At 66.9% G+C, this 24,759-nt stretch carries 31 protein-coding genes and 1 riboswitch; of the genes, 5 read left to right on the top strand and 26 right to left on the bottom strand.

Translation table 11 applies throughout. From position 1 onward, the window contains the following. Positions 1-121: 121 nt before the first annotated feature. Together nadA and nadC are read right to left on the bottom strand one after the other, a co-directional pair. Positions 122-1,234: a quinolinate synthase NadA gene (gene nadA, locus AB7P10_RS00645; RefSeq protein WP_428291900.1), complete on the bottom strand. Its 1,113-nt coding sequence runs from the start codon at positions 1,232-1,234 to the stop codon at positions 122-124. 30 nt (positions 1,235-1,264) lie between these two features. Continuing rightward, entirely contained in the window at positions 1,265-2,128 is an 864-nt protein-coding gene (gene nadC / locus AB7P10_RS00640) for a carboxylating nicotinate-nucleotide diphosphorylase (protein ID WP_428291899.1), read from the bottom strand. Between the two features lie 73 nt (positions 2,129-2,201). Between nadC and panB the strand changes: the two genes are divergently transcribed. Both panB and panC read left to right on the top strand, forming a co-directional pair. After that, positions 2,202-3,089 carry a 3-methyl-2-oxobutanoate hydroxymethyltransferase gene (gene panB, locus AB7P10_RS00635; protein WP_428291898.1) on the top strand — a complete coding sequence of 296 codons (888 nt, stop codon included), beginning with the start codon at positions 2,202-2,204 and terminating at the stop codon, positions 3,087-3,089. An 8-nt stretch (positions 3,090-3,097) separates the two neighbouring features. Then, positions 3,098-3,964 (top strand): pantoate--beta-alanine ligase, encoded by an 867-nt coding sequence (gene panC, locus AB7P10_RS00630; protein ID WP_428291897.1) that lies wholly within the window; start codon positions 3,098-3,100, stop codon positions 3,962-3,964. On the opposite strand, the gene AB7P10_RS00625 is transcribed toward panC, so the two are convergent. The 4 genes from AB7P10_RS00625 to AB7P10_RS00610 all read right to left on the bottom strand — a co-directional run bounded on the left by AB7P10_RS00625 (position 3,961) and on the right by AB7P10_RS00610 (position 6,291). Next, the gene (locus AB7P10_RS00625; protein ID WP_428291896.1) at positions 3,961-4,983 is read right to left on the bottom strand and encodes an NAD(P)H-dependent glycerol-3-phosphate dehydrogenase; all 1,023 of its coding nucleotides are present in this window, start codon (positions 4,981-4,983) and stop codon (positions 3,961-3,963) included. The genes panC and AB7P10_RS00625 overlap by 4 nt on opposite strands. A gap of 27 nt (positions 4,984-5,010) precedes the next feature. Then, the gene (secB, locus tag AB7P10_RS00620; RefSeq protein ID WP_428291895.1) at positions 5,011-5,469 is read right to left on the bottom strand and encodes a protein-export chaperone SecB; all 459 of its coding nucleotides are present in this window, start codon (positions 5,467-5,469) and stop codon (positions 5,011-5,013) included. Positions 5,470-5,581: 112 nt separating this feature from the next. Further along, positions 5,582-5,839: a glutaredoxin 3 gene (grxC, locus tag AB7P10_RS00615; protein WP_428291894.1), complete on the bottom strand. Its 258-nt coding sequence runs from the start codon at positions 5,837-5,839 to the stop codon at positions 5,582-5,584. A 41-nt stretch (positions 5,840-5,880) separates the two neighbouring features. Beyond that, positions 5,881-6,291, bottom strand: a complete 411-nt coding sequence (locus tag AB7P10_RS00610; protein ID WP_428291893.1) for a rhodanese-like domain-containing protein — start codon at positions 6,289-6,291, stop codon at positions 5,881-5,883. A gap of 127 nt (positions 6,292-6,418) precedes the next feature. On the opposite strand from AB7P10_RS00610, the gene gpmA reads away from it, so the two are divergent. The 3 genes from gpmA to AB7P10_RS00595 all read left to right on the top strand — a co-directional run bounded on the left by gpmA (position 6,419) and on the right by AB7P10_RS00595 (position 9,589). Then, positions 6,419-7,162 carry a 2,3-diphosphoglycerate-dependent phosphoglycerate mutase gene (gene gpmA / locus AB7P10_RS00605; protein WP_428291892.1) on the top strand — a complete coding sequence of 248 codons (744 nt, stop codon included), beginning with the start codon at positions 6,419-6,421 and terminating at the stop codon, positions 7,160-7,162. Between the two features lie 150 nt (positions 7,163-7,312). After that, positions 7,313-8,794, top strand: a complete 1,482-nt coding sequence (locus AB7P10_RS00600; RefSeq protein WP_428292177.1) for a S41 family peptidase — start codon at positions 7,313-7,315, stop codon at positions 8,792-8,794. Between the two features lie 42 nt (positions 8,795-8,836). Further along, complete coding sequence (locus AB7P10_RS00595) at positions 8,837-9,589, top strand: HesA/MoeB/ThiF family protein (protein WP_428291891.1); 753 nt, start codon at positions 8,837-8,839, stop codon at positions 9,587-9,589. Positions 9,590-9,601: 12 nt separating this feature from the next. Here the strand turns inward: AB7P10_RS00595 and AB7P10_RS00590 are convergent, their stop codons facing one another. The 20 genes from AB7P10_RS00590 to AB7P10_RS00495 all read right to left on the bottom strand — a co-directional run bounded on the left by AB7P10_RS00590 (position 9,602) and on the right by AB7P10_RS00495 (position 24,723). Beyond that, the gene (locus AB7P10_RS00590; protein ID WP_428292176.1) at positions 9,602-10,120 is read right to left on the bottom strand and encodes a thermonuclease family protein; all 519 of its coding nucleotides are present in this window, start codon (positions 10,118-10,120) and stop codon (positions 9,602-9,604) included. Positions 10,121-10,131: 11 nt separating this feature from the next. Further along, positions 10,132-10,353, bottom strand: coding sequence for a hypothetical protein (locus AB7P10_RS00585; RefSeq protein ID WP_297655781.1), 222 nt, complete (start codon positions 10,351-10,353; stop codon positions 10,132-10,134). A 150-nt stretch (positions 10,354-10,503) separates the two neighbouring features. After that, complete coding sequence (locus AB7P10_RS00580; RefSeq protein ID WP_428291890.1) at positions 10,504-10,962, bottom strand: VOC family protein; 459 nt, start codon at positions 10,960-10,962, stop codon at positions 10,504-10,506. A gap of 77 nt (positions 10,963-11,039) precedes the next feature. Further along, positions 11,040-11,891, bottom strand: a complete 852-nt coding sequence (locus AB7P10_RS00575; RefSeq protein WP_428291889.1) for a helix-turn-helix domain-containing protein — start codon at positions 11,889-11,891, stop codon at positions 11,040-11,042. A 69-nt stretch (positions 11,892-11,960) separates the two neighbouring features. After that, a complete protein-coding gene (locus AB7P10_RS00570) occupies positions 11,961-12,458 on the bottom strand; it encodes a 6,7-dimethyl-8-ribityllumazine synthase (protein ID WP_428291888.1) in 498 nt (165 codons plus the stop codon). A gap of 89 nt (positions 12,459-12,547) precedes the next feature. Continuing rightward, positions 12,548-12,717: riboswitch (FMN riboswitch) on the bottom strand. Positions 12,718-12,794: 77 nt separating this feature from the next. Then, a complete protein-coding gene (locus AB7P10_RS00565; RefSeq protein ID WP_428291887.1) occupies positions 12,795-13,640 on the bottom strand; it encodes a DUF429 domain-containing protein in 846 nt (281 codons plus the stop codon). After that, entirely contained in the window at positions 13,637-14,518 is an 882-nt protein-coding gene (locus tag AB7P10_RS00560) for an EamA family transporter (RefSeq protein ID WP_428291886.1), read from the bottom strand. The genes AB7P10_RS00565 and AB7P10_RS00560 overlap by 4 nt, the downstream gene beginning before the upstream one ends. Before the next feature lie 68 nt (positions 14,519-14,586). Further along, complete coding sequence (locus tag AB7P10_RS00555) at positions 14,587-15,012, bottom strand: BLUF domain-containing protein (protein WP_428291885.1); 426 nt, start codon at positions 15,010-15,012, stop codon at positions 14,587-14,589. Positions 15,013-15,020: 8 nt separating this feature from the next. Then, positions 15,021-15,755 (bottom strand): GTP cyclohydrolase I, encoded by a 735-nt coding sequence (gene folE / locus AB7P10_RS00550; RefSeq protein WP_428291884.1) that lies wholly within the window; start codon positions 15,753-15,755, stop codon positions 15,021-15,023. A gap of 82 nt (positions 15,756-15,837) precedes the next feature. Further along, a complete protein-coding gene (clsB, locus tag AB7P10_RS00545) occupies positions 15,838-17,121 on the bottom strand; it encodes a cardiolipin synthase ClsB (RefSeq protein WP_428291883.1) in 1,284 nt (427 codons plus the stop codon). Between the two features lie 8 nt (positions 17,122-17,129). Further along, positions 17,130-17,858 (bottom strand): endonuclease/exonuclease/phosphatase family protein, encoded by a 729-nt coding sequence (locus AB7P10_RS00540; protein ID WP_428291882.1) that lies wholly within the window; start codon positions 17,856-17,858, stop codon positions 17,130-17,132. Positions 17,859-17,902: 44 nt separating this feature from the next. Beyond that, entirely contained in the window at positions 17,903-18,355 is a 453-nt protein-coding gene (nudB, locus tag AB7P10_RS00535) for a dihydroneopterin triphosphate diphosphatase (RefSeq protein WP_428291881.1), read from the bottom strand. 13 nt (positions 18,356-18,368) lie between these two features. After that, positions 18,369-18,674 carry a YqjK family protein gene (locus AB7P10_RS00530; RefSeq protein WP_428291880.1) on the bottom strand — a complete coding sequence of 102 codons (306 nt, stop codon included), beginning with the start codon at positions 18,672-18,674 and terminating at the stop codon, positions 18,369-18,371. Beyond that, entirely contained in the window at positions 18,671-19,057 is a 387-nt protein-coding gene (locus tag AB7P10_RS00525) for a phage holin family protein (RefSeq protein WP_428291879.1), read from the bottom strand. Before AB7P10_RS00525 ends, AB7P10_RS00530 begins: the two co-directional genes overlap by 4 nt. A 16-nt stretch (positions 19,058-19,073) precedes the next feature. Next, a complete protein-coding gene (locus AB7P10_RS00520) occupies positions 19,074-19,394 on the bottom strand; it encodes a DUF883 family protein (protein WP_297655749.1) in 321 nt (106 codons plus the stop codon). Between the two features lie 135 nt (positions 19,395-19,529). Continuing rightward, the gene (gene aspS / locus AB7P10_RS00515; RefSeq protein ID WP_428291878.1) at positions 19,530-21,332 is read right to left on the bottom strand and encodes an aspartate--tRNA ligase; all 1,803 of its coding nucleotides are present in this window, start codon (positions 21,330-21,332) and stop codon (positions 19,530-19,532) included. Between the two features lie 47 nt (positions 21,333-21,379). Then, positions 21,380-22,057 carry a DUF502 domain-containing protein gene (locus AB7P10_RS00510; protein ID WP_428291877.1) on the bottom strand — a complete coding sequence of 226 codons (678 nt, stop codon included), beginning with the start codon at positions 22,055-22,057 and terminating at the stop codon, positions 21,380-21,382. A gap of 10 nt (positions 22,058-22,067) precedes the next feature. Further along, positions 22,068-22,397, bottom strand: a complete 330-nt coding sequence (locus AB7P10_RS00505; protein ID WP_428291876.1) for an FmdB family zinc ribbon protein — start codon at positions 22,395-22,397, stop codon at positions 22,068-22,070. Positions 22,398-22,528: 131 nt separating this feature from the next. Beyond that, positions 22,529-24,094, bottom strand: a complete 1,566-nt coding sequence (ubiB, locus tag AB7P10_RS00500; protein ID WP_428291875.1) for a ubiquinone biosynthesis regulatory protein kinase UbiB — start codon at positions 24,092-24,094, stop codon at positions 22,529-22,531. Next, positions 24,091-24,723, bottom strand: a complete 633-nt coding sequence (locus AB7P10_RS00495; protein WP_428291874.1) for a hypothetical protein — start codon at positions 24,721-24,723, stop codon at positions 24,091-24,093. The genes ubiB and AB7P10_RS00495 overlap by 4 nt, the downstream gene beginning before the upstream one ends. Positions 24,724-24,759: the final 36 nt, after the last annotated feature.

The raw sequence follows: 24,759 nt of genomic DNA, 5'->3' as shown, positions 1-24,759 counted from the left end.
GAACACCCCCCTGCGCCGCTGACGCGGCTTCCCCCCTCCGTGGCGCGCCTTCGGCGCTTCGAGGGGGGACGGCATCTCGGGCCGGCAGAGCCGGGCCCTTGCTGCCCTTGGGGCGTTCAGCTCACACCGCGCCAATGTTGGGCACCAGCGCGCCCGGGCTCTGCCCGCTGCGCTGAGCGCCCGTAAAGGCCAGCATGCGGTCAATCGGCAGTCGCGCGCGCGGGATCAGCGCCGGGTCCACATGAATCTGGTTCAGCCCGGTCTCCAGCACCTGCGCCACCCCGGCCAGGCCGTTCATGGCCATCCAGGGACAGTGCGCGCAGCTCTTGCAGGTGGCGCTGTTGCCCGCCGTGGGGGCCTCGATGAACACCTTGCCCGGGTTCTGCTGCCGCAGCATGTGCATCATGCCCTTGTCGGTGGCGACGATGAATTCGGGCGCATCGAATTCGCGCGCGGCCTTCAGGATCGCCGAGGTCGAGCCCACCGCGTCGGCCAGCGCAATCACGTCGGCCGGGCTCTCGGGATGCACCAGCACCTTGGCTTTCGGGTGCTCCTTCTTGAGAGCTTCCAGCTCGAACGCCTTGAACTCGTCGTGCACGATGCACGAACCCGACCACATCACCATGTCGGCACCGGTCTCCCGCTGGATGTAGGCCCCCAGGTGCTTGTCGGGCGCCCACAGGATCTTGTGCCCTTTCTCCTTGAGCGCGCGCACGATGTCGAGCGCGCAACTGGACGTGACCAGCCAGTCAGAGCGCGCCTTCACCGCCGCGCTGGTGTTGGCGTAGACCACGACGGTGCGATCCGGATGCGCATTGCAGAAGGCGCTGAACTCGTCAATCGGGCAGCCGAGGTCGAGCGAGCAGTTGGCGTCCAGATCGGGCATGAGCACGGTTTTTTCCGGGCTCAGGATCTTGGCCGTCTCGCCCATGAAGCGCACGCCGGAGACCACCAGCGTGGTCGCGGCATGGTCGCGGCCGAAGCGCGCCATCTCCAGCGAATCGCTGACGATGCCGCCGGTCTCGATGGCCAGGTCCTGCAGGTCGGGGTGCACGTAATAGTGCGACACCATCACCGCGTTGCGCTCCTTGAGCAACTGGCGGATGCGCTCCTTGAGCGCGGCGCGCTGCTTCGGGCCGGGTTCGACCGGCACACGCGCCCAGGCGTGTTGCGTCGGGCAAGCCGGCTGCTCGTATTCGACGTCGATCACGGCATTGGAATCGGATGTGTTCATGTGGGCATGTCGTGGGTGACCCGGCGCGTTTCAGAGCGTCTGAAAGCGCATGGAGAAGTCGATCGCCTTCACGTCCTTGGTGAGGGCTCCGATGGAGATGCGGTCGACGCCGGTTTCTGCAAGGGCGCGCACGGTGTCGATGTTGACGCCGCCCGAGATTTCGAGCACCGCGCGCCCCGCGTTGCGGCGCACGGCGGCGTTCAGTGTGGGAATGTCCATGTTGTCGAGCAGCACCATGGTGGCGCCGTGGGCCAGCGCCTCATCGAGCTGGGCCAGGGTTTCCACCTCGATCTCGACGAAGCGCGCTCGCGGCGCCGTCTTGCGCACGCGTTGCAGCACCTGGGCCACACCACCGGCCGCGGCAATGTGGTTCTCCTTGATGAGCACCGCGTCGTACAGCCCGATGCGGTGGTTCACACCGCCTCCGGTCTTCACCGCGTATTTCTGGGCCAGGCGCAACCCGGGCAAGGTCTTGCGCGTGTCCACGATCTGCGCGTGCGTGCCGGCCACGGCGCCGACGAACATCGCGGTTCTTGTGGCCACGGCCGAGAGCAGTTGCAAAAAGTTGAGCGCGGTGCGCTCGGCCGTGAGCAGCGCCTGCGCCCGGCCCTCGATGGTGAGCACGGTCTGGTCGGTCTCGCAACGCTGACCCTCGTGCACATGCCAGATCAGCGCGGCCTGCGGATCCAGCGACAGAACGGCCGCCTCGACCCAGGGCGCGCCGCAGATCACGGCCGCCTCGCGCGCCAGGATGCGCGCCCGCGCCGGCTGCTCGCCATCCACCAGCGCGGCAGTCAGGTCACCATCACCGACGTCTTCGTCCAATGCCTGCGCCACGTCGCGACGTGCCAGTTCCTGCACGTCGGCGAAGGTGAATTCAGAGAGGTGTTTCATGGGCCGAAAGCATACCGGTATGGACTATAGTGCCCCCATTCTCACCCACCCCCACCCGCTGCGGGAACCCGACATGAGCACCCCCACGAACCCCACGCCCATGGCAACGCCTTATGGCACGCTGCCAGTGGCCTCACCACTGCCGCAACGCAAACCCGTGAGTCTGCCGCGCCTCAACGAAATGCGCGAGCGCGGCGAGAAGATCGCCATGCTCACCTCCTACGACGCGACGTTCGCCGCTGTCGCCGATGCCGCTGGCGTGGAGTGCATTCTGGTGGGCGATTCGCTGGGCATGGTGTGCCAGGGACTGGCGAGCACTGCGGGCGTGACCCTGGAGACCATGGCCTATCACGTCGAGAGCGTGGCGCGCGGCCTGCGCCGCGTCCAGGGCACGGCCTGGCTGCTGGGCGACCTGCCCTTCGGCAGCTACCACGAGTCGAAGGAACAGGCCATGCGCAGCGCGGCGCAGCTGGTGCATGCGGGCGCGCACATGATCAAGCTCGAAGGTGGCGGCTGGACGGCCGAGACCACGCGTTTCCTGGTCGAGCGCGGCATTCCCGTCTGCGCCCACCTGGGCCTCACGCCGCAGACGGTGCATGCGCTGGGTGGCTACCGGGTGCAGGGCCGCGACGACGCGGCCGCGCTCACGCTCAAGCGCCACGCGCTCGAACTGCAGGACGCTGGCGCCACCATGCTGGTGCTCGAAATGGTGCCGGCCGCGCTGTCAGCGGAAATCACGCAGCAACTCCCGCACTGCCACACCATCGGCATCGGAGCCGGCAAGGGCACAGCCGGCCAGGTGCTGGTGATGCACGACATGCTCGGCGTGAACCTCGGCAAGAACCCGAAGTTCGTGCGCAACTTCATGGACGGCGCCAGCAGCGTGCGCGATGCCATGGCCGCTTACGTGGCCGCCGTGAAGAACGGCAGCTTTCCGGACGACAGCCTGCACGCCTGGTGAACATGCCGATGAAACTCGTTCACACCATTGAAGAACTGCGCGCCGCACTGCGCCCCTACGACTCACCGTCCTTCGTGCCCACCATGGGCAATCTGCACGATGGGCACCTCGACCTGGTGCGCACCGGCAAACCGTTGGGTGACGTGACCGTCTCCAGCATCTTCGTCAACCGCCTGCAGTTCGCGCCCCATGAAGACTTCGACACCTACCCGCGCACGCTGCAGGCCGACTGCGCCCGGCTGGAACAGGCTGGCTGCGACGTGGTGTTCGCACCACCGGAGAAGGAGCTGTACCCCGAGCCCCAGGGCTACAAGATCCAGCCGCCTGCGGATCTGGCGGACATCCTCGAAGGCCATTTCCGCCCCGGCTTCTTCATTGGTGTCTGCACCGTGGTGATGAAGCTCTTCCAGTGCGTCTTCTCCGAGGCCAAGGGCCCGCGCCACGCCCTGTTCGGCAAGAAGGACTACCAGCAGCAGATGGTGATCCGCCGCATGGTGCGGCAGTTCGGCATGCCGATCGAGATCGTCGCGGGCGAAACCCAGCGCGCCGCCGATGGCCTGGCGTTGAGTTCGCGCAACGGCTACCTGAGCGAGACCGAGCGCGCGGAGGCGGTGCAGCTGTCGCTGGCGCTGCGCGGGCTGGCACGCGATGCGCTGTCGGCAGCAGGCTCGTTGCCCGAGAAACGTGAAGCGCTGGAAGCGCAGGCCATGCGTGCGCTGGCGCTGCGCGGCTGGCAGCCCGACTACCTCACGGTGCGCCGCCGTGCGGACCTGCAGCCGCCGCGCGCAGACGACGCGCAGACACCGCAGTCGTTGGTCGTGCTGGGCGCGGCCCGCCTGGGTCGCACGCGCCTGATCGACAACCTCGAAATCTAGAGCGCTTCTTCCTTGGGGTCGCGGCCCATGAGCGCGGCCACGGCCCGTGCCGGTTGCAGGCGGCCTTCCAGAAGGGCCACCACGGCCTCGCCGATCGGCATGTCCACACCCAGCCCGCGCGCGCGCTGCACCGCGGTACGCGCGCTGTAGACGCCTTCGGCAACATGACCGAGCGAGTCCACCGCCTGTTGCAGCGTGAACCCTTGCGCCAGCAACTGGCCCACCTTGCGGTTGCGTGAGAGGTCGCCCGTGGCGGTGAGCACGAGGTCGCCCAGGCCCGAAAGACCCATGAAGGTCTCGGCGCGCGCGCCCAGCGCCATGCCCAGGCGCGTCATCTCGGCCAGGCCACGCGTGATCAGTGCCGCGCGCGCATTCAGACCCAGATTGAGTCCGTCGCACAACCCGGTGGCGATCGCCAGCACATTCTTCACCGCGCCCCCCACTTCCACGCCGACGATGTCGTCGTTGGCGTACACGCGCAGCGTGGGGCTGTGGAAGGCGGTCACGAGGGCGTCGCGCACGCTGGCGTGTTCGCTCGCCGCCACCAGTGCGGTGGGCTGACCTCTCGCCACTTCCTGCGCGAAGCTCGGGCCGCTGAGCACGCCAGCCTTGAGGTCTGGCGCCACCTGCGCGCGCACTTCATGGCCCAGCAGCCCGGTCTGCGAATCGCCTTCCCGTGGCGCCTCGAATCCCTTGCAGAGCCAGGCCACGGGCACCGCGTGCCCGACCAGTGCCTGCAGCATGCCGCGCAGGCCCGACATCGGCGTGCCGATGACCACAAGGTCGGCCCGAGACAAGAACTTCGTGGTGCTGTCGAGTGGGCCGGACTCGACGGCCATCAACGGCGGCAGCGCCACTCCGGGCAGGTAGCGCCGGTTCTCGCGCAGCGCACGCATATTGGCCGCCTGTTGCTCGTCGCGCGCCCACAGCGTGACCTGGCGGGCGGCGTCCCCCTGCTGCGCGGCACTGATGGCCAGCGCCGTGCCCCAGGCACCCGCTCCGAGCACGACGACGTTCATCGGGCGTCCGGTCACCAGCGACCGGAATTACTGCGTGACGATGCGCGGCGCGCCGTCTGCGGCCTGGGCCTGCTGCTGCTCGTACATGGCCTGGAAGTTGATCTCGGCCAGATGCACGGGCGGGAATCCACCGCGCTGGACGATGTCGGCCACATTGCTGCGCAGGTAGGGGTAAACGATCTGCGGGCAGGCGATCCCCATGATCGGGCCCATCTGGTCCTCCGGCAGATTGCGTATCTCGAAGATACCGGCCTGCTTGGCCTCCACCAGGAACACGGTCTTGTCCTTGATCTTGGTCGTCACCGTGGCGGTGACGCAGACCTCGAACACGCCGTCGGCCACCGGGCTGGCTTCCACGCCGAGCTGGATGTCCACCGAGGGCTGTTCCTGCTCAAGCAGGATCGCCGGGGAATTGGGCTGCTCCAGCGACGCCTCCTTGAGGTAGACGCGCTGGATCTGGAAGACGGGGTCCTGGTTTTCTGCCATGGTGTTGTCTCGAGGGCTGCTGAGAAGTGAAAAAAACAAACCCGCCGGGGAACGCGCTCCCTGCGGCGGGCACTGGACCGATTATGTCAGCCCGGCAGGCGGCCACCGTGACTCAGGCCTGCAGCAAAGGCTCCAGGCCGCCCCGGCCGTCCAGCGCGTGCAGGTCGTCGCAGCCGCCCACGTGGGTGTCGCCAATGAAGATTTGCGGCACGCTGGTGCGCCCCGTCAGTTGCGTCATGTGGGCGCGCAACTCGGGTTTGCCGTCCACGAAGATCTCTTCCACGTCGACCACGCCCCGCCGATCCAGCAGCGCACGCGCCCTGCTGCAATAGGGGCAGTACGCGCTGGTGAACATCTTGACTCTTGCCATGTGAAAAACCGCCGGAACTGTATGAACGAGGGCCCCGATGATCAGGCTTTTTCCACCGGCAGGTTGGCCGCGCGCCAGGCACCCATGCCGCCGGTCAGGGAATGGGCGTTCTCGTAGCCGAGCTTCTTCGCGATCGCCGCGCCCCTGTTGGCCGTGGCGCCATTGCCGCACACCAGAATCACCGGCGTGGCCTTGTTCTTGACCGTGCCGGGCAACCGGGCCTCCAGTTCGGCCAGAGGCAGGTTCTTCGCACCGATCACGTGGCCCGCCGCGAATTCGGTCGCGTCGCGCACGTCCACCACCACCGCTTTCTTGCGGTTCATGAGCTGCACGGCCTGCGCCGCGTTGAGCGAGCCGGCGCGCCCACCGGCGGACACGGCGGGCCAGACCAGCATGACCCCGGCGGAAAACGCCACGGCAATCAGAATCCAGTTTTCGAGGAAGAAACTCACAGGGCACCTTTCGAGTAAGCCCGGGATTTTAGAATGTATGGCTGTGCCATTTCCGGACGCCCCTGTCCGGCATCGCGGCGGGAGCCCGCTTCTCCCACCCGTTTTCATCCTCAGAGACCCGCGCCCCATGTACAAACTCGTCCTGATTCGCCACGGCGAATCCACCTGGAACCTGGAAAACCGCTTCACCGGCTGGACCGATGTGGACCTCACGCCCACCGGGCTGGAACAGGCCAGGGACGCCGGTCGCCTGCTCAGGGCCGAAGGCTACGACTTCGACCTGGCCTACACCAGCGTACTCAAGCGCGCCACCCGCACCCTGTGGCACGTGCTCGACGAGATGGACCGCACCTGGCTGCCGGTGGTGCACAGCTGGCGCCTCAACGAACGCCACTACGGTGCCCTGCAGGGCCTGAACAAGGCCGACATGGCCAAGCAGTACGGCGACGAACAGGTGCTGATCTGGCGCCGCAGCTACGACACGCCACCGCCCGCGCTGGAGCCGGACGACCCACGCAGCGAGCGCGGCGACCGCCGCTACGACCGCCTCAAACCGGGGGAGATTCCGCTGACCGAGTGCCTCAAGGACACGGTGGCGCGCGTGCTCCCATTCTGGAACGAAGCCATGGCGCCTGCCATCAAGGCCGGCAAGCGCGTCGTGGTGGCCGCGCACGGCAACAGCATCCGCGCGCTGGTGAAGTATCTCGACGGCGTTTCCGACCAGGAGATCGTCAGCCTCAACATCCCCAACGGCATTCCGCTGGTCTACGAGCTTGACGCGGAGCTCAAGCCGCTGAAGCACTATTACCTCGGTGACGCCGCCGCCGCCGCGCAGGCCGCCGCCGCCGTGGCGGCCCAGGGCAAGGCCTGACGCGGACCTTCGTCACGCGCCGCGGCAATACCGCTTCGCGAGGCCCGGGAACCGAAGCATCAGCGGATGCTCCAAGGTGTATATTGACCCGTCAGGGTCTATCAGGTCCTGCAAGGGCTTTTTTACTGGGGTATTTCGATGGCTAAACAGGTGCGTCACAAGCTCAAGATCGCTGGCTGGGTGGCCATTGGCGCGATCGCCGGGGCACTGACCACGGTGCAACTCCAGGCGGTGGCACGCGGCTCGCTCGCGCCACTGCCCTTGGAAGAGTTGCAGCAACTCGCGGCGGTGTTCGGCATGGTCAAGAGCGACTACGTCGAGCCCGTGGATGAGAAGAAACTCATTTCCGACGCGATCTCCGGAATGGTCGCCAGCCTTGATCCGCATTCCCAGTACTTCGACAAGAAGTCGTTCAAGGAATTCCGCGAAGGCACCAGCGGCCGCTTCGTCGGCGTGGGCATCGAGATCACCATGGAAGACGGTCTGGTCAAAGTCGTCTCGCCCATCGAGGATTCACCCGCGTTCCGCGCTGGCTTGAAAACGGGCGACCTGATCACCAAGATCGACGACACGATGGTCAAGGGCCTGACCATCAACGAAGCCGTCAAGCTCATGCGTGGTGAGCCACGCACCAAGGTGCTGCTCAGCATCTTTCGCAAGGACGAGAACCGCACGTTCCCCGTGACGATCACCCGAGAGGAAATCAAGACGCAGAGCGTCAAGTCGCGGGTGGTGGAACCGGGTTACGCGTGGGTTCGCGTTTCCCAGTTCCAGGAACGCACGATCGAGGACTTTGCGCGCAAGGTGGAGGACATCTACAAGACCGAGCCCAACCTCAAGGGCCTGGTGCTCGACCTGCGCAACGACCCGGGCGGCCTGCTCGATGCGGCCGTGGCGCTGTCCGCGGCTTTCCTGCCCGAGAACGTCACCGTGGTGTCCACCAACGGGCAGCTCGAAGACAGCAAGTTCACCTACAAGGCGATACCACAGCACTACCTGCGCCGCGGCGGTAGTGATCCGATCAAACGCCTGACGGACAACACCCGGGGGGCGCTCAAGCGCGTGCCGCTGGTGGTGCTGGTCAACGAGGGCTCCGCCTCGGCCAGCGAGATCGTGGCCGGCGCGCTCCAGGACCACAAGCGCGCCACCATCCTGGGCAGCCAGACCTTCGGCAAGGGCTCGGTGCAGACCGTGCGCCCGCTGGGTCCCGATACCGGCCTGAAGCTCACGACGGCGCGCTACTACACGCCCTCGGGCAATTCCATCCAGGCCAAGGGCATCGTGCCCGACGTGCTGGTGGACGAAACCCTGGAAGGCAATGTGTTCGCCGCCCTTCGCACCCGCGAGGCCGACCTGCAGAAGCACCTGGAAAGCAGTGCCGAGGCCGCGCGCAGCGGTCAACCCATGACCGATGCCGAGCGCGCCGCCGCCCAGCAGCGCGACGAAGCCCGCGAAGCCGCGCGCCAACGCCTGGAAGAAGAAGCGAAGAAGAACCCGAACCAGCGCCTGGTGCCCGAATTCGGCACCGACAAGGACTTCCAGCTCCAGCAGGCGCTCAATCAGCTCAAGGGCCGCCCGGTCATGGTCAGCAAGACTCTGGCCCAGCGCGCCGAAGAGAAAAAAGAAAACTGACGGACCACGCGGGCAGGCCTTCCCCTGCCCGCGCTGAGACCCTTGGACGATACCCAGCTCCTGCGCTACTCGCGCCACATCCTGCTCGATGAAGTGGGGGTCGAAGGCCAGGAGGCCCTGCTGACCTCGCATGCGCTTGTGATCGGCGCCGGGGGACTGGGCTCGCCGGTCGCGCTGTACCTGGGCAGCGCGGGCGTGGGCCGCATCACGGTGGTCGACCACGACACGGTGGATGCGACCAACCTGCAGCGCCAGATCGCCCACAACCTGGCGCGCATGGGCCGGCCCAAGGCCGAATCGGTGCGCGAGGCGATCGCCGCGATCAACCCGGACGTCGTCGTCGTCCCCGTGCTGCGGCGCGCGGACGATGCCCTGCTGGACACCCTCGTGGCCGAGGCGGACGTGGTGCTCGACTGCACCGACAACTTCACCACCCGCCACGCCATCAACCGCGCCTGCGTGAAGCACCGCAAACCGCTCGTCTCCGGCGCGGCGATCCGCATGGACGGGCAGCTCAGCGTGTTCGACGCCCGCAGCGCCGACAGCCCCTGCTATGCCTGCGTCTTTCCCGAGAACGCCGGCGTGGAGGAAGCCCTCTGCGCCACCATGGGCGTGTTCGCTCCGCTGGTCGGCATCGTGGGCACCATGCAGGCGGCCGAGGCGCTCAAACTGCTTACTGGCCTGGGCTCGCGCATGACGGGCCAGTTGCTCATGCTGGACGGGCGGGACCTGGCCTTCAACTCCGTCAGGCTGCCGCGCGATCCGCACTGCGCCGCGTGCGGACAGGCGCACTGAGCGCCCATCGATTCAGGGCAGCTGACACGGCCCGTGACGGCGGCGGAAGTCGCGCGGCAGCTCCGGCGAGGCGTCCCCGAACAAGCCCCGGCGCTTGGCGCGTGCGGCCGCTTCTTCGTCGGCAAAGGGGCCGAGGCTGCGCCGCCAGCGGTACGACCAGGCCTGCCCCTGTCTCACCATCCAGGCCGCGACGTCATCGCCCTGATGTGCAAGGCGCGCGAGCCCGCGACCATAGTCGTCGTGTCGGTGCACCCGCACCTCCACCACCTGGTTCAACACCCGCCGGGCCAGCGCCTCGCGCGACGCGACCCCTCCGCTCTGGCAGATCTCGGGCGCATCGATGCCATCAATCCGCAGCTTGCGGTAGCGACCGCCTTGCAGGGGCTTGACCCACACCGTGTCGCCATCGAACACACGCGTGACCCGGGCGGCATACGCCGCGCCCTCGTCCACAGCGGACACGGGCCACGCCAGGCAGACGCCCAGCCACCACAGCACGTGCACACGGCAGTGGCGCGCGGGCGGGGTCACCCGCAACGCCGTCAACCCTTTCTGCCGCCCAGCACCAGCAGGGCCGCGCCGATCACGATGGCGCCCACGCCCGCCCACACTGGCACGTTGACGGTTTCCTTCTGCTTCACCGACAGCTCCAGCGGCCCCAGCTTCACGGCTTCCGTGTCCTTGGTATAGCTGAAACTGCCGTACACCAGGCCGAGCACGCCCGCGACGATAAGGACAATGCCGACCAGCTTGGCTGCGTTCATGATGATTCGCTCCTGTGATGGCGCTCGCACCGTTCGACCAGGCTGTCGGCGGCGCCGCGCTGGCGCACATGATGCACCATGCGCGCGGCATTGCCCCACCGTGCATGACTTCACCGGCAATGGGTCGCGCGCCCGCAGGCTGCGCACCATTCAATCCGGGCGTTTTTCGGTGCCTCCCTGCATCCCGGTGTAGCGCCGCTGCATCTCGTCCGCGTCCACGTCCTCGATGTGGTGACCGATGAGCCAGCGGTGTCCGAAGGGGTCGCGCACGACGCCCGAGCGCTCGCCGTAGAACGCATCCTGCGCCTCGCGCTCGAGCGTCGCTCCCTCGCGGACAGCCCGCTCAATCATGCGATCGGCATTGTCCACGTGCAGGTGGATGGACACCGGCGTCGCGCCAATGGTGCTGGCCGAGCGGATGCCGAATTCGGGAAACTCGTCGCACAGCATCACCGTCATGGAGCCAAACGCGAGTTCCGCATGGCCGATGCGGCCACCAGGTTCCGTGAGGCGGAACTTCTCGCTCACGCCAAAGGCGCGCTGGTAGAAATCGATCGCGGCCGCGGTATCGGAGACACACAGGTAGGCAAACACTTCTTCGATCTTCATGGTTTTCCCCGGATGGATGGTGGACGAAGATGGCATCTTCCCCACGGCGGGCGCAGCGGTATAGAACAAAATTGACGTCAGCCGCGCCGGACCGGAAATCTTTCGTCGACGGGCAGGTGATTCGCCTCGACACCTGCACGCGCGCGGTACGCCAGGGGTGTGACGCCGGCGAAAGCCAGGAAATCGCGGTTGAAGTGGGACTGGTCGCTGTAACCGGAGTCGGCCGCCAGGGATGCCAGTGCCACCGCCCCATCACTGCGCTCGCCCAGCGCCGGCAGCGCACGCTGGAAGCGCTGCACGCGCTGCCAGGCTTTGGGTGTCAGGCCCACGTCCTGACGGAACAACTCGATGAACCGACGGTGGCTGACACCGCTGCGCCGCACGGCCTCCGCAACTGGTTGACCGCACGCCATCGGCGCAAGGGCACCGGCAATCGCCGGATGCAGGCCATGCACGCGCGGCAGCCGCGCCAGCAGCGCGGACTCGAACACAAGCAGCCGGGCCTCGGGCCCCCGTGCCTCCAGCAGGCGCTCATGCAGTTCCAGCGCCGAAGCGCCCCAGAGCAAGTCCAGCGGCGTGTGTTGCTGTGCCAACTCGTCGGCGGTCACGCCGAAAAGGCCAAGGGACGTCCCTGGATGCAGCATGGCACCCACCGAACACGAGGGCGCGCGCGACTCGCGCATATAAAACCGCGACCGCGCCCCGCCGACCATTACAGGTCCGAGCGCTTGCACATGAGCGCCACCCGACCGGTCGGCAATAAGCAGTGGGCTGTCGGTCAGACGGAACACCAGGTGCATCGCGCCGGTGGGCAGCATGTGTTCGCGCACCTGCGCTGCGTCGCTCGCCTGGGCCACACGTTCGTCGCTCGCCCAGAGCCGCACCACGAACGGCCGCAGCGCGGGGGTCGGCAATCGTTGGAGAGTCATGGCGCACGCCGGCGCATGGTCGGCAATCTGGGGTTGTGTCGGACCGGGTTTGGTCCGATGCGCAGCGTATCAGGCCGCCAGCAGCGCGTCGAGCCGGCGCAGTCCGGCCACGGTCTGCAGGCAGGCTTGGGCGGCCTCGGTTCCCTTGACCGCGAAGTGGCGCAGGAAGTATTTGCGGTGCTCGGCGTGTTCATGGAAGTGGTGTGGCGTGAGCACGGCCGAGATCATGGGCACGCCGGTGTCGAGCTGCACGTCCATGAGGGCCTGGACCACCGTCTGCGAGACGAAATCGTGCCGGTAGATGCCGCCATCGACCACCAGCGCGCTGCCCACAATGGCGGCGTAGCGGCCCGAGCGGGCCAGTCGCTGCGCGTGCAGCGGAATCTCGAACGCGCCGGGCACATCGAACACATCGATGGCGTCGGCGCCAAAGCCGCCGAGCGCCATTTCGGCGAAGAAAGCATCGCGCGCCTGGTGCACGATGTCGGCATGCCAGGCGGCCTCGACGAACGCAAAGCGCAGGCCGCTGGGCAGCTGAACGGGTGGGGAAGGCTCGGTCTGATTCATGGTGTCCTCGGATGGAAGAGGGGCCAACAAATCAGGGCGCACAAGCGCAAACGCCGCCGCCACGCCGAAGGCGCGCGGTGGTGCATGGCTCGCGCTCTCTTTCATCCGGACTGTGACCGTCGGTCCCGGGATCCCACCGGGTCTGCTGACCCCGCATGCCGGTTGCACCGGCGCGCGGGCGCTCGCGGCACTCGTGCGATCGCCCTCTGGCGCCGCCATCACCGCCGGTGGGGAATTGCACCCCGCCCTGAGAACGCTTGTGTCCGGCACGCAGCCGGACCCGATGCATTCTAGGCAGGCCAAGGATCTCCCGCTGTCACCTGGGCGGAAAAACCCTCAGGCCGTGACGATCCAGCCTTCAAGTGGGTCGAAGTCGGGCAGACCCCAGCGGGCATCGCCGGCATGGTGACGCCGCTCGGCCCAGGCTGCCTGCAGCAGGCACAGCACGGCGTCCAGGCTGTCGCCGCTGGCGTCGTCCGCCAATGCATCGCGTTGCGCGTGCGTGAGCTTCAGGCGCAGGCCGTCGGCCTGCAACAGCCTTGCCTGGCCGTTCTCCAGCGCGTTGACCAGGGTCTTGCGTGCGATCAGGCGCTGTGGCGTCTGCTTGGCCTTCTCGTCGCTCTTGTACGGCACGGTGCCCAGCACGCTGCGCGCGAGCAGGCCGGGATAAGCTTCCAGGCCCACGCGCGTGCCATCGCCCGCCAGCAGGCCGGGCAGCGTGAGACCGGCCGCCATCAGACGGGGCACGCCCGCATGCAGCATGAACGCCACGGGTGGGTTGACCCACTTCATGCTCGGGCTGGAGCCGGCGGGCCGATCGGTCGCGCGGTGCGCGAATTTCGAGCCCGCGGGCCGTGCGTCGCAGAACGCCGCGAACGTCTCGCGAATGGTCGCGCGCGACAGGCCGCCATAGAACGCCATGCAGTCCGCCCAGTCCGTCGGCCAGTCCAGGGCGGTAACCAGCTCTCGCGGCAGACCGAACGGCAGGTCGAAGCCGCCCACCCAGTGACCCGGCGCGGCGATGCGCCGGGCCCAGGCATCGAGCGTTTCGAAGCGCTCGATGCGCTCGAGCTGCACGCGCCCGCGATCGCTGCGGCCCACGGCCAGCGTGATGGGTTTTCGCCGGCCCGGTGCGCTGGTGAAGTCGCAGCCCAGGAGCGTGCGCGGCACGGGTTCGCTCATCCCAGGGCCAGTGCCGTCACGCCGGCCGCGATGCACAGGGCACCGAAGACGCGTGCCACGCGGTCTCCTTCGCCGAGCAGATGGCCGCCGATCAGCGCGGCGAACAACATGGACACCTCGCGCGCCGGCGCCACGTGCGAGATGGGTGCCTCGCGCATGGCGTAGAGAACCAGCACGTAGGCCACCGGGCTCACGACCGCCACCAGAAGGGCAAAGCGCCATTGCAGGCGCCAGTGCTGCGCGGCCGTTGGCAGGTCCCGCAGGACGCTGGGCGCGAGCAGGGCCACGCGCACGAAGTTGCCCATGTAGTCGACCAGGATGGGTGACATCAGCAGCACCTTGACCGCATAACCATCGACCACCGTGTACGAGGCAATGAAGACGCCCGTGAGCAGGCCGTAGACCATGCCCTTGTGCACGCGCCGGCGCGCCACCGGGTCGTGCGCGGCGCGCAGCAGGCCCGGGCCACCGGCAATCAGGAACACGCCGCCCACCACGCCCGCGATGCCCAGGGCCCCCAGCGCCGAGATGCGCTCACCCAGGAACACGATGGCGACCAGCGAGGACAGCAGCGGGCCCGAGCCCCGTGCCAACGGATAGACCACGGTGAGATCGGACTTGCGGTAGCCGCGCAACAGGATCACGTAGTAGAAGACGTGCAGCACGCCGCTGGCAACCACAAAGGCCCATTCGGTCGAGCCCCAGCGCGGCACCTCGTCGCGCCCGAGCCACCAGCCCAGCGGCGCCCAGAACAGCATCATGAGAAAGGCGCTGAAGAAGGCAAAGCGCGCGTCACCCGCTGCCTTCTTGGCCGCGATGTTCCAGCCGGCGTGGATCAGGCCCGCGAGCACGATCAAGGAAAACGCGGTCAGCGACATGGTGACATCCGGCACACAAAAGCCGCAGCGCCCGATGGGCTCGCTGCGGCTTCATCGTCCAGGGAAAATCAGGCCCTGCCGATGATGCTGGCGGTGGCCATGAGCTCCTCGAGCAGGGCCAGCGACACCTTGCCGGACACGGCGTAAGGGTCGAACTCGGGGCGTTCGGAGTACTTCAGCACGATCGAGGTGTTGAGCTTGGACAGATTGACCTGGCCCATGGTCCAGCCGCCGAAGCGGCGTTCGGTGATTTCTTCGTAGTGGAGCAAGACCACCTCGGTGTGGCGAGGGTCGGCCACGATGTGGTTGTAGAGTGCGTTGACCGCGCCTCGCCCACCTTCGATGGCCTGCAGGAACACCCCGCCGCCATAACACAGCACCCCGGTGATGCCGTGACCCAGGTTGTGAGCGCGCGAGGCTTCGAGGATGGAGTCGATCGCTTTGGAGCAGTCCTTGTCGACAGCGCGGCTGACGTAAAGCAGGCGTACCAGCATGTTGGGCCTCAGGATTGACGGGGAATGAGCGAGAGGAATTCGCGCCGCAGGTTGGGGTCTTTGAGGAACACGCCGCGCATGACCGAGTTGATCATCTTGCTGTTCATGTCCTTCACGCCGCGCCAGGCCATGCAGTAGTGGCTGGCCTCCATCACGAGGGCCAGGCCATCGGGCTGGGTCTTTTCCTGGATCAGGTCGGCCAGTTGCACCACGGCTTCTTCCTGGATCTGCGGGCGGCCCATGATCCACTCGGCCAGGCGCGCGTACTTGGAGAGACCGATCACGTTCGTGTGCTCGTTGGGCATGACGCCGATCCAGATCTTGCCGATGACCGGGCAGAAATGGTGGCTGCAGGCACTGCGCACGGTGATCGGGCCGACGATCATCAGCTCGTTGAGATGTTCGGCGTTCGGAAACTCGGTGATGCTCGGCCCCTTGACGTAGCGACCGTTGAACACCTCCTTGATGTACATCTTGGCCACGCGTCGCGCGGTGTCGCCGGTGTTGTGATCGTTTTCCGTGTCGATCACCATGGCGTCGAGCACGCCCTGCATCTTCTCGGCCACTTCGTCGAGCAGCTTCTCCAGCTCGCCCGGTTGAATGAATTCGGCGATGTTGTCGTTGGAGTGAAAACGCTGGCGCGCGGCCTTCACGCGCTCCCGGATCTTGACGGAAACGGGCACGCCAATGTCGGCATCGGGGGGGACTTCGGATGTCATGTCGGATGCGGTTTTCGTCAGCATGAGGCATGCTAACACCGGTGTTTGCGGGGCGGTGGACAGGCCGCTCTTGCCCGGCCGCGCCCGGGGGCATCAAGGCTTGCTCTCAGTAACGATGCCCGGTGAGGAAGAGCACGGTGCGCATGACGCCGAACGCGACACGGTCCAGCAGGCGCTGCGCCCAGGGTCGCCGCCCCAGCGCCTGCGCGTCCAGCACCTGGCTGGCGTGCAGCACCAGGTCGTCCAGATAGCTGTGCAACAGGCTGGAGAAACGCCGGTCGGTCGTCATCACGTTGGCTTCGCGCGCCAGCAGCATCGACAGCGGATCGAGATTGGTCGACCCCACGGTGGACCAGCGCCGGTCCACCACCGCCACTTTGGCGTGCAGCGCGCTGGGTGCGTACTCGTGGATCTGGACGCCGGCGTCCACCAGTTGCTGATACACCGGGCGCGCCGAGCGCGATTGCAAAAAGTGCTCGTACTTGCCCTGCAACAGCAGCCGCACGCGCACGCCGCGCGATGCGGCCATGGTGAGGGCGCGGCGCAGCTTGCGCCCGGGAATGAAATACGCGTTGGCGATCACGATGTCCTGGCGCGCCTCGCCCAGGGCCTTGAGGTAGGCGCGTTCGATGTCATGCCGATGGCTCACGTTGTCGCGCAGCAGCAAGGTGGCGCGTGCGCCGTCGACACCCAGCGGCAGCGGCGAAGTCTCCCCGTTGGTGGTGGATGCCGGGGCGTCGAATGCATGCAGCAGGCGCGAAAAATCCCCCACTGGCCTGGACGCACGCAAAGCGTCCCACGCGGCCTTGAACGCGCGCTGGCGCGCGCGCTGCGCGGCGAGCATGCGCCACCAGAGCTGTTCCATGGTCTCGACCATGTCATCAACCAGCGGGCCCACCACGCGCAGGGAAAAGTCGAGCCGTGGAGCGCTCAGGCGTCCCAGCGCCACGTCATCCTGATCATCGATGATGTTGATGCCGCCGCAGAACCCCACCAGACCGTCGACCACACAGAGCTTGCGGTGCAGCCGGCGCCAGCGGCTCGGAAGCAACAGGCCCAGGCGCCCCAGGGGGGCGTATATGCGCAGGGTCACGCCCGCATCGGCGAAGCGCTTTCGCCATTCTTCGGGTACATGGGGCGTGCCCACGCCATCGACCAGCAGGCGCACCACCACGCCCCGCCGCCCGGCGCGTTCCAGGGCCTCGGCCACACTCAGGGCAGACCCAGCGAACGTGAAGATGTAGGTCTCCAGGTGCACCACCATGCGCGCGGCGTCCATCGCCTCGACCAGGGCGGGAAAGAACTCCGCACCGCCCTGCAGCAGCAGGAGCTGGTGGCCGGCACGCATCGTTCCCGGTGCGACACGGCCGCTGGCGGGGCTCTGGTGCATGGCCGCCATCACAGTTCCAGCTCGGCAATCAAGGGCAGGTGATCCGACATGCGCGACCACACCCTGCCATGCGGCACCTTGGCAGACACCAGCCGCAGGCCCCGCACAAAGACCCGGTCCAGGTGCAGCAGCGGCAGGCGCGACGGATAGGTGGCCAGCCGAATGCCTTCGAACGTATGCAGGTCCATGGCAGCCATGGGACGCAGGAGTTGTGCACCCCAGTCGTTGAAATCGCCCGCCACGATCAGGGGCGCACCCGCGGGCACGGTGCTCAGGATGTAAGCCCCAAGGCGCTGCACCTGCCGCTCGCGGCTGGCATGGATGAGACCGAAGTGCACCACGATTGCATGCACCTCCACGCCGTCCACCAGCAGGTTGACGTGCAACAGGCCGCGCTGCTCGAAGCGGTGGTCCGACACATCGGAGTGCTTCACATCGATCACCGGCCAGCGTGAGAGCAAGGCGTTGCCATGCTCGCCGTGGCGCGTGGTGGCGTTGGTGCGGTAGACCGATTCGTAACCTTCGGGTGACAGGTAGCCGGCCTGGTCCAGGTCGGGCCAGCGCGTGAACTGTTTCTCCAGCTTGCGGTGGTGGCGGCGCACCTCCTGCAGGCAGACGATGTCGGCATCGAACTGCTCCACCGCGTGCGCCAGGTTGTGGATCTCCAGCCGGCGCCCGGGGCCCAGGCCCTGCACGCCCTTGTGAATGTTGTAGGTTGCGACGCGCAGAGTGGCCATGCGCAAATGATGCCACCAACACCGTGGGCGGCGAGCTCTCTCTCTCAGTCCCCGGGGCGCGCGAACCGGGGCAGCCAGGAGATGGCCTCGGCATTCGACGGCGAAAAGCAGCGCTCGGCGGCCTCGGCCCAGGGCAGCCATGCCTGATCACGGTGCTCGCGCAGGCTCAACGCGACCGGCACCGGGCGAGGGATGCACAGGCCGAACAGGTGCTCGGTGTTGTGCGTGACCCCAGGGGCGTAGCGGTGCAGCCACTGGGGGTAGATTTCGTACACATTCTCCAGCCCCCAGTCGGTCAGCACATGGCCGGGCGCGTGTGCATCGAGCCCGGTCTCTTCCCTCACCTCGCGCGCCGCCGTAGCCTCAAAAGTCTCGTCCACGCTGTCCCTGGAACCCGTGACGGACTGCCAGAAGCCTGGGGCATCGGCGCGCTCGATCAGCAGCACCTGCAGCGCCGGGGTATGAATCACCACCAGCACCGACTGCGGAATCTTCACGGCAACGCTGTCTTCAGTGAGACCTGCGGGACACCGTCGAGCCGGCGGCACGCAGCCGCTGCACGAGTTGCCACAGCGACCAGGCGCGCAGCCCCAGGCCGAGCCAGCGCCGCGGGCGCGAGGCCGCCAGCCCCACGCCCCCAGCCACGGCCACCAGCGGGTGGGCGCGCAACCACAGCCAGGCGTCGTACAGGCGGTCCGCCCATGACAGCACGGGCTGCAAGTCCTGCAGCTCCCTGACAACCTGCCGGCGCAACTGCCCCGAGCGGCGCACCAGCCTCTCGCGCCGGCCGGCCAGTTCGGCTTCGCGCGGGTTCACTCCGCGCCCCTGGTGGAGCGCAGGCCCTCGCGGTCCTGCCGCAACTCGTCCACGCTGGCCGAGAACAGTTTCGTGCCGGAGCGCACACGTTCGCGCGCGAGCCAGGCGGCCACGGCTCCCATCAGCAGGAACAGCCCGGTGAACACACCCAGCGCGAGCAGGCGGTGGCTGTCCCACAGCGCCACCGTGATCAGCAAGGCCAGCAGCACCACGCCCAGGCTGAGAAAGGCCACGGCCACCGCGCCGTAGACCAGCAGGGCGCCGACACGCAGCACCTCCTCCTGGGCCTCGATGCTGAACAGCTCGACGCGCAGCTGAACCAGCTCGAGCACGGTGGCGGCCAGGCCCTTCACGGACGAGGACAGGCGCTGCGACGAGGCCATGAATCGGGCCCCGGGTTTAGCGACGGCCAATCAGCAGGCCGATGACAAGGCCCACACCGGCGGCGGCGCCGATGGACGGCCACGGATGCTCATGCACGTAGTCGTCGGTGGCACGCGCCATCTCGCGGGTCTTTTCCTTGATGGCGTCCTCCGCGTCCGCCAGCTTGTGGCGGGCCTGGCGCAGGTTGTCATTGATCCGTTCGCGCAGCTCCACCACCTTGCCTTCGGTCTGGTGGGCTGTGGCCTGCATCAGTTCCTCGGCATCGGCGATGACGCGCTGGAGATCGGCAATGAGCTTCTCCTTGCCGGCGAGGGTGTCTTGGCTGGTCTTGGGCATGAGTGGACTCCTTTCAAAAGTCCATGGTAACAAGCCAGGGAAATTGCCGGGAATTGCTCGCAGATAACCGAAGAAATCGCTGCGATAAAAGAAAAAAGGCGCCCGCAGGCGCCTCTTGGAGACTTTTCGCTCTCGTCAGGCCGTTTTGGCCAGATCCACATTGCGCAGGCGAATGTGCAGTTCCCGCAGTTGTTTCTCGTCCACGGGGCTGGGCGCCTGCGTCAGCAGGCACTGGGCGCGCTGGGTCTTGGGGAAGGCGATCACATCGCGGATTGATTCGGCCCCGGTCATGAGCGTGACGATGCGGTCGAGGCCGAAGGCCAGGCCACCATGAGGCGGTGCACCGTATTGCAGTGCATCCAGCAGGAAGCCGAACTTGAGCTGCGCCTCCTCGGGCGTGATCTTGAGCGCATCGAACACCTTCTGCTGCACGGCGGCCGTGTGGATGCGCACCGAGCCGCCGCCAATCTCCCAGCCGTTGAGCACCATGTCGTAGCCCTTGGCAATGCACTTCTCGGGCGCACTGACCATCCAGTCCTCGTGCCCGTCCTTGGGCGCGGTGAAGGGGTGGTGCACCGCCGTCCAGCGGTCGGCTTCCTCGTCGTGCTCGAACATGGGGAAGTCCACCACCCACATCGGCGCCCAGCGGTCCTCGAACAGGCCGTTCTTCCTGCCCAGTTCGCTGTGGCCGATCTTGAGGCGCAGCGCGCCGATGGCGTCGTTGACGACCTTGGCCTTGTCGGCGCCGAAGAAGATGATGTCGCCGTTTTGCGCGCCGGTGCGTGCAAGGATCTCGGCCACCGCCTTGTCGTGCAGGTTCTTCACGATCGGGCTCTGCAGGCCATCACGGCCCTGGGCAGCGTCATTGACCTTGATCCAGGCCAGGCCCTTGGCGCCGTAGATCTTCACGAACTCGGTGTAGGCGTCGATCTCGCTGCGGCTCATGTCTCCACCACCGCGCACGCACAGGGCCACCACGCGGCCATTGGCCATCTGGGCCGGGGCGCTGAACACCTTGAAGTCCACATCGGCCATCACATCGGTGAGTTCTGTGAACTCGAGCTTGACGCGCAGATCGGGCTTGTCGGAGCCGAACCGTTGCATGGCCTCGCTGTAGGCCATGACCGGGAAGTCCCCCAGGTCCACGCCCAGGGTGTTCTGGAACACCGTCTTGATCATGCCCTGGAACATGTCGCGGATGTCTTCCTCGGTCAGAAACGAGGTCTCGATATCGATCTGAGTGAACTCGGGCTGGCGGTCGGCGCGCAGGTCTTCGTCGCGGAAGCACTTGGTGATCTGGTAGTAGCGGTCGAAGCCGGCGACCATCAGCAGCTGCTTGAACAGCTGTGGTGACTGCGGCAGGGCAAAGAAGTGGCCGTCGTGCACGCGGCTGGGCACCAGGTAGTCGCGCGCGCCCTCGGGCGTGCTCTTGGTGAGCATGGGCGTTTCGATGTCGATGAAGCCGTTGGCATCGAGGAACTTGCGCACCTCCATGGCCACACGGTAGCGCAGCATCAGGTTGTTCTGCATGTACGGGCGGCGCAGGTCGAGCACGCGGTGGGTCAGCCGCGTGGTCTCGGACAGGTTCTCGTCGTCGAGCTGGAACGGCGGGGTCACGGAGGCGTTGAGCACCTTGAGTTCATGGCACAACACCTCGATCTGGCCGCTCTTGAGCTTGTCGTTGGTGGTACCGGCAGGGCGCGCGCGCACCAGGCCCGTGACCTGCACGCAGAATTCGTTGCGCACGTCCTCGGCGGTCTTGAACATATCAGCACGGTCGGGGTCGCAGACCACCTGCACGTAGCCTTCGCGGTCGCGCAGGTCGATGAAAATCACGCCGCCATGGTCGCGGCGGCGGTTGACCCAGCCGCAGAGCTGCACGGTTTGGCCCAGCTGGGCCTCGGTCACCAGACCGCAATAGTGGGAACGCATCGCCATTTCAACTCTTCTTTCAACAGGTTCGCGGGACGGGCCCGCGGGAGACATCAGGATGCGGGCGGGGTGACGGGTGGTGTCACGACCCGGAACTGGGGATTGCGCGGGCCACCCGGCACAATCACTCCCATGGATACGATGTAGGTGAGCGCTTCGTCCACGCTCATCTGGAGCTCCACGCAGGCGCTCTTGCGCAGCATCACGAAATAGCCACCGGTGGGGTTGGGTGTGGTGGGCACGTACACGCTCAGAAACTCGTCGTGTTCGCCCGCCCCGGGCATTCCCCGCAAATGCCGCAGCACATCACCGGCGGGCGAGCCGGTCAGGAAGGCGATGGTCCACATGCCTTCGTGTGGCCACTCGACCAGCAAGGCCTTGCGGAACGCATTGCCCTTTTCGGAGAACAAGGTGTCGGAGACCTGCTTGACGCCCGAGTAGATGGAGCGCACGACCGGGATCCGGTGCAACAGCGCATGCCACCAGTTCACCAGCCGGTTGCCGATGATGTTGGACGCCAGCGCACCGATCGAAAGCACCACCACCAGTGCGAACACCACGCCCAGACCGGGAATGTGTACCCCGAAAATCTGGTCGGGCTGCCAGCTCACCGGCAGGATGTGCAAGGTCTGGTCGAGCGTGCTGACGACCCATTCCAGCACCCACAGGGTGATGATCAGGGGCACCAGGACCAGCAGGCCCGAGAACAGCCATTTGCGCAGGGAGGGCATCGACGACGGCTCAGGTGGACGCGCTCGGGGGACTGGCCGGCGCGGACGCCGCTGGCGCCGCCGCCGGGGCGGCGGTGGACGCGGTGGCCCCGTCGCTGGCAGGCGTGGCCGCCGCCGCCGGAGCCGCATCGGCAGCAGCAGCAGGTGCGGGCTTGCTGCCCTCGCGGAAGTCGGTCACGTACCAGCCAGAACCCTTGAGCTGGAAGCCGGCGGCCGTCAGCTGCTTGCGGAAGCTGGATTGGCCGCAGGCAGGGCACACGCTGAGTGGATCGTCCGACATTTTCTGCAGCACGTCCCTGGCATGGCCGCAGGATTCGCACTTGTAGGCATAAATGGGCATGGCGTGAACCTGAAAGAAGGGCGGGACTGCCTTGGGGCGAATCGGATACCGGACGGCTCCGGATGTCCTCGCTCAAGGCGCGGAACAAAACCCGTCATTATAAATTGAGGGGTGTTGCGCGGATGTCCTGCCTACCAGAGGCGCACGCGCAGGAGCACCTGCATCACGATCAGCCCCAGCAGGAAGCCCAGGCCGCCGTAAATGATGCCCTGCAGCAGCCGGTTGGTGCGGCGCTGCTCGGCCAGCAGGGCGTCGAGCTCGCGCCGCAGTTCATGCGGCTTGCGCTGCAGGTAGTCGTGCAGCAGACGCGGCAGCGCGGGCAGGAGCTTGGCGTATTGCGGCGCCTCGTCCTTGAGTTGCTGCAGCAGCTTCTGCGGGCCGACCTGCTCGACCATCCACTTTTCCAGGAATGGCTTGGCCGTGCTCCAGAGGTCGAGTTCCGGGTCGAGCTGCCGCCCCAGGCCCTCGATGTTGAGCAGGGTTTTCTGCAGCAGCACCAACTGCGGCTGGATCTCCACATGGAAGCGGCGTGAAGTCTGGAACAGGCGCATGAGCACCATGCCCAGCGAGATCTCCTTCAATGGCCTGTCGAAATAAGGTTCGCACACAGCGCGGATGGCGGATTCGAGTTCGTCCACGCGCGTCTTCGCCGGCACCCAGCCGGACTCGATGTGCAGCTCCGCCACGCGCTTGTAGTCGCGCCGGAAGAAGGCGGTGAAGTTCTGCGCCAGGTACTCCTTGTCGAACTCGGTGAGGGTGCCCACGATGCCGAAATCGAGCGAGATGTAGCGGCCGAAGGTGGCGGGCGCGGTGCTCACCTGGATATTGCCCGGGTGCATGTCGGCGTGGAAGAAGCCGTCGCGGAACACCTGGGTGAAGAAGATCGTGACCCCGTCGCGCGCCAGCCGGGGGATGTCCACGCCCAGGTCGCGCAATTCGTCGACCTTGTTGATGGGGATGCCGTGCATGCGCTCCATGACCATCACGTCGGTGTGGCAGTAGTCCCAGAGCATCTCGGGGATCAGCACCAGATCCAGCCCCTGCATGTTGCGCCGCAGCTGGGCGGCGTTGGCGGCCTCACGCAGCAGGTCGAGCTCGTCGTGCAGGTACTTGTCGAACTCGGCAACCACCTCGCGCGGCTTGAGCCGCTTGCCATCGGCCGACAGGCGGTCCACCCAGCCCGCCATCATGCGCATCAGGCTCAGGTCCTTCTCGATGACGGACAGCATGTGGGGCCGAAGCACCTTCACCGCCACCTCACGCCCACCGTGCCGGCCGTCGCGCAGGGTGGCGAAGTGCACCTGGGCGATGGACGCGCTGGCCACGGGCACCTGCTCGAAGTGGGTGAACACCTCGGACAGCGGCTTGCCGAAGGCACGCTCAATGCTGGCCACCGCCACCTCGCTGGGGAACGGGGGCACGCGGTCCTGCAGGCGGGCTAGCTCGTCGGCGATGTCGGGCGGCAGCAGGTCGCGCCGGGTGGAGAGCACCTGGCCGAACTTCACGAATATCGGGCCAAGGCGTTCGAGCGCCTCGCGCAGGCGCGCGCCGCGCGGCGCGTCGAGGTTGCGACCGATGGAGACGATGCGCGTGAGCAGGCGAATCGCCGGGCGCTCGAAGCTGGAGAGCACCAGCTCATCCAAGCCGTAGCGCAACACCACCCATACGATGTAGGCGCCGCGAAAGAGCCGGCTCATGCGGCGGATCCGGGCGAAGGCGGTGTCGTGGCCGGCGGGTCGGTCAATGCGTCGGCGCTGGGTGCGCGGGGGGAGCGCCCCTTGGGCAAACGCTCCACAAAGGCCTTCACCGCCTGGGCCGCCGCGCGGGCAAACCGCGACAGCGTGTGGGCCGTGGCGTCCCCCACCACGCGGGAAAGGTCCTCCTCCACATCCCAGCGCACGTTGTCCACCAGCCAGGCCACCTCGGCGGCGAGCTGCACGTCGCCCTGGATGTCCACACCAGGCTTCTGCCCGGCCAGCACGTCCTGCGCCAGCGCGAGAGGAGAGGTCTGGGTAAGGGTGACGCTGAGTTCGGGCCGGGCCTCGGGGGCGCAGCGCTCCAGCAAGCCGGCGGCGGTCGGCGCAAGCGTGAGGTGGAAATCACCCCACTGGATTCGCACGGGCTTGCCCTTCTGGCGGCGCAGCCTGTCCTGGGCGGCCTTTTCCTGCATCAGCACATGGTTGAGGAACAGCACCACACGGTTCTGCAACTCGTCGACCACCCACGCGGGTGGGCGGATCGCCCCCAGCAGCGATTGCAGGAAGTTCAGGGGGGCCGCGGCTGCGGCATCGGGCCTGGAAGAAGAATCGGGTGGTGCATTTTTCATGACCACCCGATTTTGACGGATAAAGCCCGGCGCAAC

Source organism: Hydrogenophaga sp. (assembly GCF_050182545.1).
In the GTDB taxonomy this organism is placed as follows: domain Bacteria; phylum Pseudomonadota; class Gammaproteobacteria; order Burkholderiales; family Burkholderiaceae_C; genus Hydrogenophaga.
The sequence above is the reverse complement of the archived record's forward strand: the minus strand, read 5'-3'. Positions and strand labels throughout refer to the sequence as shown.